The organism is Acinetobacter sp. LUNF3 (genome assembly GCF_022699605.1).
Lineage (GTDB): Bacteria > Pseudomonadota > Gammaproteobacteria > Pseudomonadales > Moraxellaceae > Acinetobacter > Acinetobacter johnsonii.
This window is the reverse complement of sequence record NZ_CP093968.1, coordinates 349,650-366,466: the sequence shown is the minus strand read 5'-3', so window position 1 is coordinate 366,466 and position 16,817 is coordinate 349,650. Positions and strand designations below refer to the sequence as shown.

At 40.0% G+C, this 16,817-nt stretch carries 15 protein-coding genes; 3 read left to right on the top strand and 12 right to left on the bottom strand.

The window, feature by feature from the left end:
* Positions 1-9 precede the first annotated feature (9 nt).
* The 6 genes from pgsA to lpxO form a co-directional block, all read right to left on the bottom strand.
* Positions 10-597, bottom strand: a complete 588-nt coding sequence (gene pgsA, locus MN200_RS01750) for a CDP-diacylglycerol--glycerol-3-phosphate 3-phosphatidyltransferase (RefSeq protein WP_058868783.1) — start codon at positions 595-597, stop codon at positions 10-12.
* A 106-nt stretch (positions 598-703) separates the two neighbouring features.
* Positions 704-1,498, bottom strand: a complete 795-nt coding sequence (locus MN200_RS01745) for a thioesterase family protein (protein WP_242759977.1) — start codon at positions 1,496-1,498, stop codon at positions 704-706.
* Positions 1,499-1,611: 113 nt separating this feature from the next.
* On the bottom strand, positions 1,612-3,411 hold the full coding sequence (gene uvrC, locus MN200_RS01740; RefSeq protein WP_242759976.1) for an excinuclease ABC subunit UvrC: 1,800 nt from the start codon (positions 3,409-3,411) through the stop codon (positions 1,612-1,614).
* A 159-nt stretch (positions 3,412-3,570) separates the two neighbouring features.
* On the bottom strand, positions 3,571-3,915 hold the full coding sequence (locus MN200_RS01735) for a DUF2185 domain-containing protein (protein ID WP_242759974.1): 345 nt from the start codon (positions 3,913-3,915) through the stop codon (positions 3,571-3,573).
* Between the two features lie 155 nt (positions 3,916-4,070).
* On the bottom strand, positions 4,071-4,478 hold the full coding sequence (locus MN200_RS01730) for a PH domain-containing protein (RefSeq protein WP_010325754.1): 408 nt from the start codon (positions 4,476-4,478) through the stop codon (positions 4,071-4,073).
* Positions 4,479-4,696: 218 nt separating this feature from the next.
* Positions 4,697-5,611, bottom strand: coding sequence for a lipid A hydroxylase LpxO (gene lpxO, locus MN200_RS01725; RefSeq protein ID WP_125273387.1), 915 nt, complete (start codon positions 5,609-5,611; stop codon positions 4,697-4,699).
* A 479-nt stretch (positions 5,612-6,090) separates the two neighbouring features.
* Between lpxO and fadB the strand changes: the two genes are divergently transcribed.
* Positions 6,091-8,244 carry a fatty acid oxidation complex subunit alpha FadB gene (gene fadB, locus MN200_RS01720; protein ID WP_242759972.1) on the top strand — a complete coding sequence of 718 codons (2,154 nt, stop codon included), beginning with the start codon at positions 6,091-6,093 and terminating at the stop codon, positions 8,242-8,244.
* A gap of 12 nt (positions 8,245-8,256) precedes the next feature.
* The gene (fadA, locus tag MN200_RS01715; RefSeq protein ID WP_242759971.1) at positions 8,257-9,429 is read left to right on the top strand and encodes an acetyl-CoA C-acyltransferase FadA; all 1,173 of its coding nucleotides are present in this window, start codon (positions 8,257-8,259) and stop codon (positions 9,427-9,429) included.
* A 50-nt stretch (positions 9,430-9,479) separates the two neighbouring features.
* On the opposite strand, the gene MN200_RS01710 is transcribed toward fadA, so the two are convergent.
* From MN200_RS01710 to tehB, 4 genes are all read right to left on the bottom strand, one after another.
* Entirely contained in the window at positions 9,480-10,328 is an 849-nt protein-coding gene (locus MN200_RS01710) for a hypothetical protein (RefSeq protein ID WP_242759970.1), read from the bottom strand.
* A complete protein-coding gene (locus tag MN200_RS01705) occupies positions 10,329-12,467 on the bottom strand; it encodes an ATP-binding protein (RefSeq protein WP_242759969.1) in 2,139 nt (712 codons plus the stop codon).
* Positions 12,442-13,671: a DNA cytosine methyltransferase gene (locus MN200_RS01700; RefSeq protein WP_242759968.1), complete on the bottom strand. Its 1,230-nt coding sequence runs from the start codon at positions 13,669-13,671 to the stop codon at positions 12,442-12,444. Before MN200_RS01700 ends, MN200_RS01705 begins: the two co-directional genes overlap by 26 nt.
* Positions 13,672-13,750: 79 nt before the next feature.
* Complete coding sequence (gene tehB / locus MN200_RS01695; protein WP_242759967.1) at positions 13,751-14,620, bottom strand: SAM-dependent methyltransferase TehB; 870 nt, start codon at positions 14,618-14,620, stop codon at positions 13,751-13,753.
* A 285-nt stretch (positions 14,621-14,905) separates the two neighbouring features.
* Here tehB and MN200_RS01690 point away from each other — a divergent pair, with 285 nt between their 5' ends.
* On the top strand, positions 14,906-15,604 hold the full coding sequence (locus tag MN200_RS01690) for a hypothetical protein (RefSeq protein WP_242759966.1): 699 nt from the start codon (positions 14,906-14,908) through the stop codon (positions 15,602-15,604).
* A gap of 57 nt (positions 15,605-15,661) precedes the next feature.
* Here the strand turns inward: MN200_RS01690 and MN200_RS01685 are convergent, their stop codons facing one another.
* Together MN200_RS01685 and MN200_RS01680 are read right to left on the bottom strand one after the other, a co-directional pair.
* Positions 15,662-15,934, bottom strand: coding sequence for a hypothetical protein (locus tag MN200_RS01685; protein WP_005400961.1), 273 nt, complete (start codon positions 15,932-15,934; stop codon positions 15,662-15,664).
* A 112-nt stretch (positions 15,935-16,046) separates the two neighbouring features.
* Positions 16,047-16,796, bottom strand: coding sequence for a hypothetical protein (locus MN200_RS01680; protein ID WP_242759965.1), 750 nt, complete (start codon positions 16,794-16,796; stop codon positions 16,047-16,049).
* Between the last annotated feature and the right edge of the window lie 21 nt (positions 16,797-16,817).

The window sequence follows — 16,817 nt, the reverse complement described above, 5'->3', positions numbered from 1 at the left end:
ATCTAACAATCAAGGCTGTTTTAAATACGGCCAAGCCGCTTTGAGATAAATAAACATCGACCATAAAGTCAAAATTACTGCGGTATACAACAATGCATAAGCCAACAATTCAAGCGGCTGCCAATTCAGTAAGAACACGGTAATCGCAATCATTTGAAAAGCGGTTTTATATTTCCCAACCGTAGACACGGCTACATTAGTACGTGCGCCTAACTCTGCCATCCATTCACGCAGTGCTGACACCGTAATTTCACGGGAAATAATCACAATCGCCGCAAATGCCATCGAAATTTCAGGTTTCCACTGCACCAACACAATCAGTGCGGCTGCCACCATCAATTTATCCGCCACTGGGTCTAAGAAACGCCCAAATGCAGAGGTCTGATTTAAAGTCCGCGCCAAATAACCATCGAACCAATCTGTCACCGCTGCAACGACAAAAATAGACGTCAACAAAATATGACGAGACATACTTACCGCTTGTTCAGCGATACCCATTACAGGGGGCCAATAGGCCACCAACAAAAAGACCGGAATTAAGGCAATACGCGCCAAGGTCAAGATATTAGGAATATTCAGGATGCGACCTGTAGTCATAAACACCGCCCGTTGTTTCCCTCATGTACGATGAAAATGCACACTTTTTTGAGGTTTAATCCATCGTTAATAGCGCCCACTTTATACGAATTGACCTAAGGTGTCACTAGGCAAACACGGTAACTGTTTGACGTGAAATTGCAATTAAACGATTCTGATCATCCCATAAATAAGCGGCTTCGGTGGAATATCCACCCGCAGCATATTGCGTTTCAACGTGGTATTTCATCCAATCATGTAACTGATTTTTCAACGGATGCACATAGGTCAAATGCCATGTTAGCGAACTGGCGGGTGCCATACTTTTAAACATCGGTAGCACCCCTGGTGGCCAAATGTCCATCGACACCATGAGGTCGGCTACGGTCATGTCTCGATTTTCATGTAAGTCTGGATTAAAGCGATACCAGCCAGAAAAGTCAGGCTTTGGGCTGGCTGTACACGGATACTGTCCTGTCACCCAAACCATATCCAGCTGCTTAAAACACTCAGGTGCAAGCGGATGATGCGGCGTTGTTGTCAGACCATCAACCGATGGAAACGCGGGTGCTACAGGTTCTTGATGAACATGGATACTCGATTCACGCTGTGTCCCAAAGCTTGCCACTAAAATGCTTTGAACTGCATCATCCTGCCATAAACGTACTTCCAAGGTCGTAACCGACTTGCCTTGACGTAAAATCTCGCTGGTTAAACGAACTTTGGCCTGTTGTACTGGGCCAACAAAAGTCACGCTACAACTGAGCAAATGCTTCGTGTCATCGGCAAGAGCCAACAATGCTTTTTGCATCATTAAACCTGCGACCAGTCCCCCATAGATCGTGCGTCCTTGTAACCAACCTGTAGGAATATCAATCCATTCTTGTTCTGCTAAAGCTTGATAACTGTGTTGAAGTGACATGTGGCATCCTTGTTTTAAATTCCGTTCATATCTTTACAACACAATTCAACCAATGTGAATGATCAATGACCCATGCGTCAATGAGCACTTTTACCAACGCAATGGATGCTGTTCTATTCATGCAAGACTTTATAAATGATGCGCGCCATCACTTCACCCAAACCGGGGACTAGGGTTAAGTCTTTTTCGGAGGCTTTCAACACCCCTTGAATCCCACCAAAGTGCGTCAATAAATCGCGGCGGCGTTTCGGCCCCAACCCCGGAATCACTTCCAAAATCGATGAACCCCGTTTTTTATCACGTTTAGCCCTGTGTTTAGTAATCGCAAACCGATGCGCCTCATCACGTACTTGTTGTATCAAATGCAACGCTTTATGATCTTCAGGCAACTGAATTTTAGTTCCATCGGTAAAGTGTAGGGTTTCAAGGCCCGGTTTACGCCCTTCACCTTTTGACACCCCGACCATAAAGGCCTCTAAACCCAGCTCTTGCATGACATCCATCGCCATATGCAACTGCCCTTTACCACCATCAATCAGCAATAAATCAGGCAGCATGGCTTTTTTATAACGACGGGTCAGCGCTTGACGCATTGCGGCATAGTCATCACCCGCGGTAATGTCTTGAATTGAAAACTGACGATAATCGCGCTTACGAATGCCGCCACTGTCGAACACCACACACGAAGCCACGGTTTCTTCGCCCATGGTATGTGAGATGTCAAAACATTCGATCCGATCAATCGGACGCCCCACCACTTGTTCAAGTTGATGGAAACGCTCATTCAGTTCAAAGTGATTGGCCAATTGCCCTTTGATCGCATGCTGCACATTCATCTGTGCCAGCTCTAACCACTCTGCACGTGTCTCACGTACGCTATGTTTAATCTGTACTTTCTTCTCAAACTGTTGTTGTAACGCTTGTTCCAGTTCTTTTCGATCGGGCAATTCGACATTTACAATCACCTCACTGGGTACTTCATCCGCCACTTGGAAATAAAAGTTCGCTATGAAGTCGGCCAGCATTTGCCCCAAACCCTCTCCGAGCATATCTGGGAAGTAGCTTTTACCTCCGAGCATTTTCCCGTTACGCACATGCATAATCTGCACACAGGTCACCCCTGCCTGATAGGCAATCGCTAAAATATCGGCCTCACCTTTGAGCTTATAAATGGCTTGTTGAGACTGGACATCCCGCAGCAGCGCCATACGGTCACGGTAAAACACCGCTTTTTCAAACTCTAAGGCTTCGGCCGCTTGCTCCATTTTCGCAATCAGTTCTTGATTCAGCTCTTTGGTGTCCCCTTGTAAAAAACGAATCGAGTTATCGACATCATTTTTATACTCTTCAGGGCTAATGAGTTCCACACATGGCGCTGAACAACGTTTAATTTGATACTGCAAACAAGGACGCTTACGCTGTGAAAAATAGCTATTTTCACACTGACGAACATTAAACAGCTTTTGCAAAACCAACAAAGTATCCCGTGCATTATAAGCGCTCGGATACGGTCCAAAAAACTTTCCAACTTGGTGTTTGCCTTTGCCTCGACCCGATGCAATCCGTGGATAAGGTTTATCGGCAGAGACAAAGATATACACATAGGACTTATCGTCCCTGAGCATAATGTTATACGGAGGACGATGCAGCTTAATCAGGTTTTGTTCAAGCAGCAGCGCTTCAGTTTCGGAACGAACAACTAAGGTTTCGATATCATAAATACGTGCTACCAAAGCCTGCGTCTTCGGGTGTTCAATGGTTTTGACAAAATAGCTCGAGACACGATTTTTTAAATTTTTTGCTTTGCCCACATACAGCAGTTCACCATCTTTGCCGAGCATGCGATAAACGCCCGGCAGTGTGGTCATATTGGCTAAAATTTTTTCGATATGTTCTCGTGCGTTTTCGTTCACAGGGTTCCCTAGTTTTCTCGGCTCGCCGTCAACTGTTCTGCGTAGGCTTAGCCTTTGATCTGTCTTTTAGATTGGGCAGGTCTGACGCATTTCAAGCACATGAAAGTGCATTTCAAAACCAGTCTGCTGGCAAAAGACATTGATACTGAGATTGAAGGCTTATTCCAGATCCATCTCTTCAAAATCGATCCGTTCAAACACACCTTGTTCATTGCGGGCAAAGTGACTTCCCGCAGGCGCATTTAAGTGAGCAATGATGTCCGCATCATAGTTGGCAATCACATTGACCTCATAAAAACCTAAATTTTCAGGGTCTTCAATATAGTCATCTCCTTCTTCACCCGATAAAAAAACCCAACCACTTTCATCGCTAGATTGTGCTTCTTCACGGTACATGTAGGCCACTTTTAGGCCTTGCACCGTAATCATATCTGATGCGATACAACTTCCCATATGCGGTACTAAAGTTTGAATTTGTGTCGGACTCAATTGATACGACTTCATAAGCATATCCTTCAACGGCAAGTAGACGTTTTGCATGTGGAGGTTTGTGGGATGAACAGAACTCAAGTTTATTTTACTTTAGTCTTCACGGCATATTTGAGCAAGGCTTTCACTCGCTTAGGCCCGTAAAGCATACAACTTACCTAAGACTGTATTTATGACAATTTTAATGCAGCTTTAAACGCTACTTTATCTTTCGGTGACACCAAAATGGTTTTGGTTTGGCCCTCTTTTAAGTATTCAATCTTTAGACGATCTAAGGACAAGGCTGGTGAACTGATGGAATTATCTGTTTCAGAAACAGACTGTATCGCAGTCAAGGGAATGATCCATTTAAAACAGAGACTGCGAATTGTCAGTTGCTCCTGATCGACCACATAGCGAGTACTCCACAGCGGCCACCACAGCAAAACAATAGTCAAGGCATAGACGACAACGAACAAGAGATTTTGCATCAAAATCCCTTTGCCATAGGTGGTCAAAATCAATTGGGCCAACAGACCTGACATCGCAATAATAAACCCCAAAAACCACCAGTCCATCTTCGAACGAAACTTTTGCACCTTGAAACCTCATGCTTTATCTAAATTATAAGTTGCGATCTTAAAAATGACACAGATACGCGCTCATGTTGTTTTTAGTTTTAACTGGATAGAGCATAAAGCTATGCGTGGTTCAAATCCACTGTAAGCCTTGAAATAAATAGAAAAATCAAAAGGGCAGATAGGCTTCCCCCTTTTCTGCCTAAATAAAAAATGTCCCTGAGGGCGTTTAATGTTCTTTAAAACACATAAGGTCGAACAAAGATCAGGAAGAAAATTCCGAGCATTAAGAACCACTTTAAGAAGTAGTACAGTTGACGGTTGGTTTTCTTCAAAGCTTTGGCTTTGATCCGCACTTGATAGACATAACCAAAGACTTTATTCAGCCCACCCGTTTGATCCCCTGCTTCATTTGGAGAGCTAGCAGCGGTCATGACTTTTTTACCAAACCAATGATTGAAACGTTCCATAAAACGTGTCTTTAAAGGACGCTCGACATCAGCAAAGAAAATAATGCGGTTTTGATCCGTGGTGTTTTCGGCATAGTGAATATAAGTTTCATCAAAGACCACACTTTCACCATCCCTCCATGAATAGCGCTCACCATCCACATCAATAAAGCAGCGGTCATCGTTCGGTGTGATCAGCCCCAAGTGATAACGCAATGAACCCGCATAAGGGTCACGGTGACGAACCAAACGGCTGTCAGGTGCCAGCTCGGTAAACATCGCGGCTTTAATGGTCGGCAAGGTTTTCAGCAACGCCGTCGTTTTTGGACAAAGTTCAGCGGCTGAGGGATGTGCAGAGTCATACCATTTCAGATAAAAACGCTTCCAGCCTGTTTTGAAAAAGGAATTAAACCCCAAGTCATCATAACTACTCGATGCTTTAATTCCGCCTTTCTCATATAAAGCTTTTGCTTCATCACGAATCATTTCCCAGTTTTCATCCAACACTTTTAAGTCTTGAAAATGCTGAGTGTCGATATACGGCTGATTCGGCACCTTTGAAAACATGTACATGAGGTAGTTAATCGGTGCAAGAATCGTTGAATGATCGAAAAATTGACGATAAAACGAGTGACGAACCTTCCCACGTTGCTGAATATAAAGTGCAGAAAGAATAAAAATCGCCAGAATGATCCACTTAATCATATGAAAACCTGGAAACCAAAGAAAACGAAATAAAAGAAAAAGACCGGTATTCGGTCTAGACTGCGAATTATAACATACGCTGCAAAGTACGTCCTATTTCCAGCTTTTCATCACAAGTTTTCATTCTGTTTGGGTTTACCTGCAAGTGCAGCATTGACTAAATTGCCAAAATCGGCACAAATATTGACTTGAAATATAAGGACGCTGTCTAATCATTTTTTAATCACTCATCCATAAAAAATCTTAACCGAAACAAAAACTTCACTCTATTTAGGCCGCATCATTCAAAAATACATCACGCAAGCACACGAAATAATTGAATAAAAATAGATGACCCTTGCGTCACGGCTTGATACAACTTGCTATATTTTTTTTCGATATAGTTATCGTAAGATTAGCGAGGCATATATGTGTGCAGAAGTATCGCACACGCTTCATAACATCAACTTAGAAGTCCTCCAAAATAAAGGAGATCAGGCATGATCCACGCTGGCAATGCCATTACCGTCCAAATGCTTTCGGACGGAATTGCAGAATTCCGCTTTGACTTACAAGGTGAGTCGGTCAACAAATTTAACCGTGCAACGATTGAAGATTTTAAAGCTGCAATTGACGCTGTTAAAGCAAACGGTGACATCAAAGGCTTAATCGTTACTTCGGCTAAATCTACATTTATCGTTGGCGCAGATATTACTGAATTTGGTGCAAACTTCGCTCAAGGCGAACAAGCGATTGTGGATTGGGCATTGCCTGTTCACGACATCTTCAACGCGTTTGAAGATTTAGAAATTCCTAAAGTTGCTGCAATCAATGGTATGGCATTGGGCGGTGGCTTTGAAATGTGTCTCGTGTGTGACTATCGTGTGATGTCAGAAGCGGCTCAAGTCGGTCTTCCTGAAATCAAACTGGGCATCTTCCCTGGTTTCGGTGGTACGGTTCGTTTAAGCCGTCTAATTGGTATCGACAATGCAGTTGAATGGATGGCCATGGCTAATCCTAAAAAACCTGCTGCGGCACTGAAAGACGGTGCGGTTGATGCCGTAGTTACTGCAGACAAACTACAAGACGCTGCGATTGACTTGGTTAAACAAGCCCTTGCTGGCCGTGTAGACTGGAAAGCAAAACGTCAGGAAAAACTTGACCCTGTTAAATTGAACCCAATCGAACAAATAATGGCGTTCAACTCGGCGAAAGGTGCAGTTCTTGCAAAAGCAAATCCTGCTCAATACCCTGCGCCTAAACTTCTTCTTGACTCATTACAAGCAGGTGCAAGCCTTCCACGTAATGAAGCACTTCAAGCTGAAGCGGCTGGTTTTGCAAAAGCAGCCATTACACCACAAGCAGGTGCATTAATTGGTCTATTCATCAATGACCAAGTGGTGAAGAAAACTTCGAAGAAATATGAAAAAGGTGCACACCCTGTAAACCAAGCGGCTGTATTAGGCGCGGGTATCATGGGTGGTGGTATTGCTTACCAAGCGGCAAGCAAAGGCACACCTATTATCATGAAAGACATTGGTAATCCACAACTTGCTTTGGGTATGAAAGAAGCCAATGGCTTACTGACCAAACAAGTTGAACGTAAGAAGATGAAACCTGCTCAAATGGGTGAAACTCTTGCGCGCATCCGTCCAACTTTAAGCTACGACGAGTTTAAAGAAGTAGATATCGTGATTGAAGCCGTGACTGAAAATCCAAAAGTCAAAGGCATTGTGTTGGCTGAAACTGAAAAATCAGTACGTGACAACACGATCATTGCTTCAAATACTTCAACCATTTCAATCACACGTTTGGCAGAAAACCTACAACGTCCAGAAAATTTTGTCGGCATGCACTTCTTTAACCCAGTGCACATGATGCCATTGGTCGAAGTGATTCGTGGTGAAAAAACTTCACCTGAAGCAATTGCGACCACTGTGGTTCTTGCTCAGAAAATGGGTAAAACACCAATCGTTGTGAACGACTGCCCTGGTTTCCTTGTAAACCGCGTATTGTTCCCTTACTTCGGTGCATTTGACCTGCTATTGAAAGACGGCGCTGACTTCCAACAAGTCGACAAAGTCATGGAAAAATTCGGCTGGCCTATGGGTCCTGCTTACCTAATCGACGTTGTGGGTATCGATACAGGCGTACACGGTGCAGAAGTTATGGCGGAAGGTTTCCCTGACCGCATGAAGCCAGACTACAAAGGCGCAACTTTAACCATGTACGAAAACAAACGTCTTGGTCAAAAGAATGACGTTGGTTTCTACAAATACGAACTTGACCGTAAAGGTAAGAAAGCCAAAGTGGTTGATCCAACTGCGTATGAGCTTGTTGCTACTGTGGCAACTGCAGAAAAACGCGAGTTTGATGCTCAAGAAATCATTGACCGTATGATGCTTGCTTTCTGTAACGAAACTGTTCGTTGCCTAGAAGACAACATCGTCGCGACTGCTTCTGAAGCAGACATGGCGATGATTATGGGTGTCGGTTTCCCTCCATTCCGTGGTGGTCCATGCCGTTACATCGACCAAACAGGTGTTGCTGAATACGTTGCACTTTGCGACAAATACGCACACTTAGGTAAGGCTTATGAAGCGCCACAAATGTTGCGTGACATGGCTGCTAACAACAAAAAATTCTACGGTTAAGGAGCAACGTGAATGGCTACTTTAAATCCACGTGACGTTGTCATCGTTGATGGCGTACGTTCAGCAATGGGTAAAACCAAAAACGGTATGTTCCGCAATGTACGTGCTGACAGCTTATCGGCTGAATTGGTTCGTGCTTTAGTTGCTCGTAACCAGTTTGACACCAATGAAGTTGAAGACCTGATCTGGGGCTGTGTCAACCAGACTCTAGAACAAGGTATGAACATTGGCCGTAACATTGGTTTATTGGCTGACCTTCCAAAAACTGTGGCAGGTCAAACGGTTAACCGTCTTTGTGGTTCATCTATGCAAGCGCTTCACACCGCTGCTGCACAGATTGCAACCAACCAAGGTGATATCTTCATCATCGGTGGTGTAGAGCACATGGGTCACGTAGGGATGATGCACGGCATCGACCTGAACCCTGAAGCGTCTAAGCACTATGCAAAAGCGTCGAACATGATGGGCTTAACCGCTGAAATGCTCGGTCGTATGAATGGCATTTCGCGTGAAGAACAAGATGCTTTCGGTGTTGAATCACACCGCCGCGCTTGGGCTGCAACGCAAGAAGGCCGTTTCAAAAACGAAATCGTAGGCGTTGAAGGTCATGATGCCAATGGCTTCAAAATCCTATGCGACATCGACGAAGTGATTCGTCCAGATGCGAACATTGAAGCATTCACTGCATTACGTCCTGTATTTGACCCGAAAGGCGGTACAGTCACAGCGGCAACATCTTCAGCTTTGTCTGATGGTGCGTCTGCAATGTTACTGATGTCTGCTGAGCGTGCTCAAGCTTTAGGTCTTAAGCCACGTGCTGTGATTCGCTCTATGGCGGTTGCAGGTTGTGATGCTGCGATCATGGGCTATGGTCCAGTTCCTGCGACACAAAAAGCGCTTAACCGTGCTGGCTTAAGCATGGCGGATATTCAAACCATCGAGTTAAATGAAGCATTTGCTGCTCAAGGCTTATCAGTCATGAAAGGCTTAGGTGTGTATGAAAAGCAAGACATCATTAACCACAATGGTGGTGCGATTGCGCTTGGTCACCCATTGGGCTGTTCTGGTGCGCGTATCACAACAACGTTGTTGAACGTAATGGAACAACAAGATACGCAAATTGGTCTTGCGACCATGTGTATCGGCCTTGGTCAAGGTATCGCGACTATTATCGAACGTGTTTAATATTTAGTTAAATACTGAGATAAAAAAACCCCGCTTATTGCGGGGTTTCTTTATTTAAAACGATCATAAAGTGTATACAATTTTCTTCGGTACACATCAAAATCATCCGTTTCATAGATATAAGCATCTCTTTCCGATATCTTTCTGGATACAGAAGAATACTCAATTTTTTTATAAGATATACATCGAACTTTTTTCTCAGGGCAGATAAACTCATCATTATGCAATAAGCCATTTCTAATATTTTTCAGCCCCAATAATTCCACATAATCTGTAGCCGTGATTTTTCGATTGTCATTTGCATACTTAATACTATCAGCAAGACCTAAATTTTTAGGAATACCATATCTTTCAATCATTTTATGATGAACACGAGACATTACTTGAGCAAAGATTCCTCTTAAATTATTTAACTCTTCTCTTCTAGTAATAATATGATTGACTATATTTAAAATATCACCTATCCACTCTTCATTAGTGCTATTTCTTTCTATAAATGAAAACCGTGTGAATAAATTTGGATTTTGTTTTTCACTTAAATCTTTAACTAATTTAGCTACTATTGTAGATTTATCTGATCGTGAATACAAAATAAAATCACAAATAAAATGCTCTTTTAATGCTAAGTATAACTCGATTCCTCCATCTTCTTCATTAGTGTTATGTTGTTGTGAATTATTACTCAAATTATTATCACTTAAATATAAATCCATCCGTTTTTTTTCAGATGTACTTAATTCCAATATTGGTACTGAAGATTTTTCTTTCCTAAAACAAGGATTAAAGCCCTTTTTTCTTATATGACTCCCCAATAATTGCTCTAGTCTTTTGACACCTCTATCTCTTAGGGTATCATCTATATCATCATCAATAAGTGCAATATTAAAATCTAATCTCATTTATTGAACCTCAAATACAACCAATCCATTAATATTATTTACATTTATTGACAATTCTTGAGAATTAATAAATCTCTTAATCTGATTCAAACCTATTCCCGTACCGTTAGGTTTAGTTGAAAAACCATCATCAAAAATTTTCAATAAAAATTCTTCTTCAATAGGCTTTGAATCATTAGAAAATAAAATTTTTTCTTCAGTAAATTCAATATTTAAAAATTTTGCACCGTGCTCTTTTGAATTTTTATAAAAATTCTCATAAACCATCGTTAAATCTAAAATTCTAGAAGTTCTGCACCATTTTTTTAAATTTAAATCACCACTAATAATCACCTTAAAATCTCTACTATTCTTTAACTTCCTCTCAAAATACCATTTTGCTATTTCAAGCCAGTCTAAGTTATTAATCGCAGATTTGACATCATAACTAGTATCAATCAAAATATTCTTAAAATCATCAAGTTCAACAATATAGCCTTTCAAGTTACTAATAATTGATATTAACCCAGACTTTAATTCTTGATTGTCTATTTGATTATAAATTTCTAATAAGTCTGCAGAATCATAAAAAATTCTTTCAGATAAATCTGTAAAATGATGAGTAATTTGCTCTATATAGGATTCAGCTGTCCTATTCCTAGAAGATAAATTACGATTTTGGTGCTCTAAAGCTTTAATATCTTTTTGCTGCTTTTGAGATCTTAATGCTTGATCATTAGATACTTTTTTTAGATCTTCAACTTGTTTTTTTACTTCTTTAACTAATGGTTCAATTTCTTTCTTTTTCTCATTAGAAATATTTTTTACTATTTGTTCCAGTTTTTTTTCAGGCTTATTTTCTTCAAAACTTAAATCATTTTTAAAGAAAACAAGTTTTTTCTTCCTAGTAATATATTTTTTAAATTTATCCGTTTCAGTTAGTTCAATATCATCAAAAAAAACCTCTTTTGTTTCTTCAAAATCATCAACCTTAAATTCTCCCCATGAAATAAGACCCATATATGATTCTAAAGGTCGGATGATATATTCCATAAAAAGGCTCTCAAGTTGAGACAAGTAAATATTGTTTACAAAACCTGCATTTCGAGAAGACGTTTCTCTGAAAAAATTATTTTTTTTATCATAGATATCTATAAATCCTATTATTTCACGTGTTCCAAGATATCTACTATGACCTTGAGTTTTCCTCATGTTTAAGCCAAATAAATCATGATCTTTCTCTCCATACGGCATAACTCTAAAATTATTTTTATAAATAAAAATGTTACCGTAATTTACAGGTTCAACCTTCATTTTTTTCGTAAATGCCATCTTAGCAGATGTAGTTAGATAATTAACATTAACTCCTATTGGACAGGTATTAAGATTCGTTAAATTATCTGACTCAACTTCATAAATTTTTTCCCCTCTATCAAATAATTTAACACTAATTTTCTTTTCAAATTTTGCTTCAATGGTAATACTTTTGTCTTTCAATACCTCAGCAATATTACTCTTTATATATTCTTTAGCTTCCAATAAGTCAGTAGAGTCTATAAACAGAATTTGAAAACCATCATCATTTATAAATGGGTTTTTTAGGCGTCTTAAGCTTTCTTTGACTTTTGAAATATCATCTTTTGACCATTTATCATGTAAACTACATATTTCAATTTTTGTGTAAGATTCAACATTTAAATCAAATAGTCTTGACTCCTCATAATCAAGATATACATCTTCAAACAATGTTTTCAAATCTTCATCGAATTTATTCCAATCAATCCATACGATATGTTGTAAGTTTTCATCTTTCACTTTTGTAGTAATAGTAAGCTTACTACCCAACCGATCGGCGGAAAATCTTCCTATGCCTTTAGATCCTACATAGATACGCTCTTTATTACTTAAAGATCCTTCTTTTTTTTCTGAGTAAGCTAGATTTAGCCATTTTTCAACCAAGTCATTTTTGGACATTCCATGTCCATCATCCACTATTATAATTTTATCTTTATCAAATGTAATAGTTACTTGCTTTGCACCAGCATCATATGAGTTCTTAACCAACTCAAAAATAGCAACAAACTTGTCAGTAATCAAATCTTTACCAACAATACTTTTAATCCCCGAACTCGTTTTAAAGTGCAACTTTTCTGTTGTCATAATCTTTTATATCCAATAACTCTAAATTTTTCTTAATTTCTAATGCAATTGCTTTAGCTAATAATGGTGGTACAGCATTACCTACTAATGTGTATTGAGGTGTTTCCTGCTTTCTCAGAATTCCACCTGTCGTTCTTTTTCCCAAAAACTCAAAACTGTCATCAAATGACTGTAAACGCGCTAATTCTCGAACAGTTAAAATTCTATTTTTTGAGTAATGGACCATATCATCAGGTAATGTAAGAACAGTCGGTGATGGCTCATTCGGCAACATACGACGGCAATTATGTTTACGAGTCTTATAACGCTCTTGTTGCTCTTCAGATAAATTATTATAAATTTTTTTAAAGTCGTCACCTGGGGAAAGTAATCCAAATCTCTCCATTACAAGCGAAGTATGTTTGCTTGTTTCATGATTAGCTAATTTCTTACTTTTGACTTTTTTACCTTTTGAATTAGGAGTATGCCCAGCTCTTGAATTAATTTGATAATTAGATTCTGCCTGATTTTTATACTCTTCAATTTTTGAACCAATTTCTATATTCTCTAAATCAGAAAGAGCATTTCTAGCAGTGATTTTTTGAGATTTTAAAGGTTCAGGATGCACAAGTTGAATGTTGATATCATCACGTGTCCCTAAAAAAATCACACGCTTTCTTCGTTGTGGAACACCATAATCACTTGTATCTAAAGTTTTAATAACAACATTTTCGTAACCAATTTCTGCAAACTCTTTCAAAAGAACCTTAGTTACTAATTCATTTTCATAACTTTGAGTTTGACCTTGATATATAGAAAATTTTGCAGATAAAATACCTGTAACATTTTCCATCACAAAATACTTTGGCTGTACCTGCTTTAAAATACTGATATAACTACGAACAAGCTGATTTCTTAAATCATCTGGGTTTCTTTTCCCCGCCATACTAAAACCCTGACAAGGTGGTCCACCACAAATGACATCTATATTAAAAAAATCTTTTCCTAAAAATTCTTTGAGCTTTTTTTCTTCTGCTAGCTCTTGAACATCCCCACAAAAATAATCAAGTTTGTAACCCAACTGTTCTCTATGACGATATTCATATGTCAATGCAGCTTGAGGACTTCTATCAGATGCAAAAGGGATGTCAAAGCCAGCTTGAAGAAAACCTTCAGCCATTCCCCCTGCACCCGAAAACAAATCTAAGACCTGATAACGCTTCATAGATAAAATTTATAAAATAACCCAGTCTAATTCTATCGAATATAACCTAGGTTATATATATGTTATAAAAAATATAATGCTAATCAATTATTCGCTGCGCCAATAACGTCGCAAAATGCTGTTTAATTCGATTGCCCTGCTCATCGACCCGATGCAGCTCCCCTACATTTTCATTGTATTTCACAATATTCCAACCCTCATACAAAGCACTTAACTCTCCTGCTTTAAACGCAAATGGAAAGTCAGGCTGCGCAGGAATATCATCTGTATCCATGGCACACACAATCAAATTCAACCCATTTACATTTGTGGCTTGCTGCATCTGCGCAATCAATGGTTTCACCGTTGGCGCTTCTAAAAACATCATCACCACCGTACAGCAAATAAAGTCGTATCTGCCAGTAAAGCTTGGGTCAGCATTGAGGTCACGCTGTTGCACATGAATCTTTTGAATACCTTCGGCATCTATTATTTGCTGTAATTTTTGCAAACTTTGCGGATTCACATCCCAAGCATCCACCTCAAAGCCTTGCTGGCTTAAATACAGCGAATTTCGCCCCTGCCCACAGCCGATATCCAAAGCCCGACCACCGTGTAAATACGGCGTAGCCGCCAAAATTTCTGAGTGCGTAGGTGAAAGCTGATATTTCTTATAAAAATAATCCTGCGGGGTACAGTAAAATTGCAACTGACACTCTATGTCATCGCTGGTCGAAACAATTTTGTGCCATGCTTGAGGCTGAATAAATGGTGGCTGTTGCTGAGGGGTAAATAGATGCTCAGATTGCACTTGACCTGCCTCATCTAGAAAAGCAAAACTCAGCTCACCTTGAAAAATCTTTAACTTTGCCCACGTGCCTGCTTTGGTATTGTGTTGATTTTTAAACCCTTGCGGAATGGCCTGCGCAGTCCACACAGGAAGTTCTTTATAACAAATCAAGTCTTGCATCAGCCTAGTCCCCACCTTTGTTATGACGTATTCGCCAGTCCATCTTTTATTATTGAACGCTTGTATGATCATAGCCAGTTCAGACTCAAATGAACATTCATTCAGTGACTAAAAACTACAGATGTGTAAGAAATAAAATCTGTCGCTCCCCTACATTGAGCGACTCATAGAACTTTCATGACGTTAAACTTTTGAGCTTTGACGCCTTTTTGAACATTTTAATGATAGGCTTAAAGACAATAAAAATTCAGCTTAACTATATTTCAAATGATTCGGAGTCTATCGATGTTTGCATCACCTTTAAGAACCATCATCTGCTTAGGCGTCATGGGAACATTATTCACAGGCTGTGCCACCAAAACCTTGATGACCAAAGACAATAAAACCTATACCCGTACCAACCAAGTCACCTTGATCGAAGACCAAGTGGTGGCTTTTGGCAAGCCTGCTCAGCCTCTGCCGAATTTACCTGCGCATAGTTTAGTGATTGCGGGGCAACAAAAAAGTTATATCCTTACCCAAGGCGGGCCCCAATTTGTCAGTTTGATTGGAAAACTAGACCCGAAAAATATTCAAGTGACCCGAGAACTAAGTTTCTATTCAGAAAAGAATGATGGTCATTTTACGGGAACACTGCCACTGTCTTATGTGAAGCTCAAAGAAGACATCAGCAAGAAAGATCTGGAATTTTTTATTGAAAATGGCGCGAAGGAATGTTCAAGTTCCAGCGATGAACGCATGTTTGCGCAGCGTTTCTGTTTTGAGATCAAACTGGCAGGTGTGGTTTACCCTGCGGCGAACAATTTAGCGTCTTTAAAAGCCTTGAGTAAGCCTTATCAGGTGAGCATTTATACCCATCAAGAGGAAAGTTATAAATCGAAGTCAGGCATGAATTCTTTTGAAAAATTAGTGTTACTGCCCTTTGCTGTGGCAATCGACGTGGTCAGCCTACCGTTTCAAGCAGCCGATAAAATTTTTGATTAATTCAATACAAGCACAGCGCCTAGAACGGATCAGGCGCTGTGCTGTTTTGTGAAAGATTTAAATTAAGAGTTCGCCCATCAACCAAGCCATATACTTTTCTTTGTCCATAAAGTCAGGCGCGCTGCCCGTATCTAGACTGAAGTACTGTTGGTTAAACTGAATCACGATTTGTTCGGTGTGGTGCCAGTCTTCAATCATTTTGAAATATTGGTTGAAGAAAAAACGATTCTTCCCCCAGTTGCTTAAACGTTCTAATTTTGGATAGTTTTTATTTTCTACAAACTCACTATACACATGCTGAATATCATCAAAAACGTGTATGGTTCTCATGACTCACCTGCCTGCACTGAAAAGTCGTCATCGTTGTGATGCTTTTACTCTAGCAGCGTATTTTGAACAACAGATGACAGTCCGCTTACAAGACTGTCATCTTTGTACGGTGTTATAACTTCTGTTCTACCTCTTTTTGGGTCTGTTTTTCGACCTGCTGCATCTGGCTATTCAGTGCCAAAATCTCTTTATACAGCGCATTAAACTGCTGTAGTGGTGCATCTTCATAAAACATAAAGGTGTTATTTTTCTTTTCCCATTGGTTATTTTTTAGCACCAAGAAAATTTGATCCGCCTTGGCTAAATTCTGTTGTTCAAGACTAAACAGGCGGGTGGCTTCATGGCTTTTTTCACCGGCTTTCATGCTGTCAGTCAGTTGATGGCGGAATCGCGCAGATATTGCTAAATCTTTGGCCTGAGCAATGGCCTCTTTTTGACGTTGTTCAACCTGCTGTGCATAGCTATCGACAACGGCATGTACGTCTTTCAGCATTTGCTCCGTTTCAGAATAATTGTTCTTTTTGTCTTTGCTTAATCGGTCAATATTTAAAAATTGATCCCAATTTAAGGCTTTTAAATCTCGTAGATATTGATTACGCGCTTCGGCATTCTGCAGCATATGACTGAGCACAAACTCCGCCATAATTTGATAGTCACCTGTCAGACGTGGGTCTTTTACATCGACTTGAATCGGTGTGGTCCAATCTTGAGCTTGTTTGTAAATTTGTTCGGTCTTTTCATACAGCACCGTTTCATAGCTTTGTAGCTGCTGCTGCTCTTTTTGTTGTTGAGAATACTGATAAAACATCCAACCAAAAACGGCACTGGTCGCAAGAACTAAAATCAACACGATACGTCGCATGTTCAGCTTCCTCTTCATTTC

Excerpts from the sequence above, each read along its gene's own strand:
- MN200_RS01680 (WP_242759965.1), bottom strand. The coding sequence starts at position 16,796 with ATGCGACGTATCGTGTTGATTTTAGTTCTTGCGACCAGTGCCGTTTTT.
- MN200_RS01710 (WP_242759970.1), bottom strand. The coding sequence starts at position 10,328 with ATGAGATTAGATTTTAATATTGCACTTATTGATGATGATATAGATGAT.
- MN200_RS01705 (WP_242759969.1), bottom strand. The coding sequence starts at position 12,467 with ATGACAACAGAAAAGTTGCACTTTAAAACGAGTTCGGGGATTAAAAGT.
- fadB (WP_242759972.1), top strand. The coding sequence starts at position 6,091 with ATGATCCACGCTGGCAATGCCATTACCGTCCAAATGCTTTCGGACGGA.
- MN200_RS01690 (WP_242759966.1), top strand. The coding sequence starts at position 14,906 with ATGTTTGCATCACCTTTAAGAACCATCATCTGCTTAGGCGTCATGGGA.
- tehB (WP_242759967.1), bottom strand. The coding sequence starts at position 14,620 with ATGCAAGACTTGATTTGTTATAAAGAACTTCCTGTGTGGACTGCGCAG.
- fadA (WP_242759971.1), top strand. The coding sequence starts at position 8,257 with ATGGCTACTTTAAATCCACGTGACGTTGTCATCGTTGATGGCGTACGT.
- lpxO (WP_125273387.1), bottom strand. The coding sequence starts at position 5,611 with ATGATTAAGTGGATCATTCTGGCGATTTTTATTCTTTCTGCACTTTAT.
- MN200_RS01685 (WP_005400961.1), bottom strand. The coding sequence starts at position 15,934 with ATGAGAACCATACACGTTTTTGATGATATTCAGCATGTGTATAGTGAG.
- pgsA (WP_058868783.1), bottom strand. The coding sequence starts at position 597 with ATGACTACAGGTCGCATCCTGAATATTCCTAATATCTTGACCTTGGCG.
- MN200_RS01700 (WP_242759968.1), bottom strand. The coding sequence starts at position 13,671 with ATGAAGCGTTATCAGGTCTTAGATTTGTTTTCGGGTGCAGGGGGAATG.
- MN200_RS01735 (WP_242759974.1), bottom strand. The coding sequence starts at position 3,915 with ATGAAGTCGTATCAATTGAGTCCGACACAAATTCAAACTTTAGTACCG.
- MN200_RS01745 (WP_242759977.1), bottom strand. The coding sequence starts at position 1,498 with ATGTCACTTCAACACAGTTATCAAGCTTTAGCAGAACAAGAATGGATT.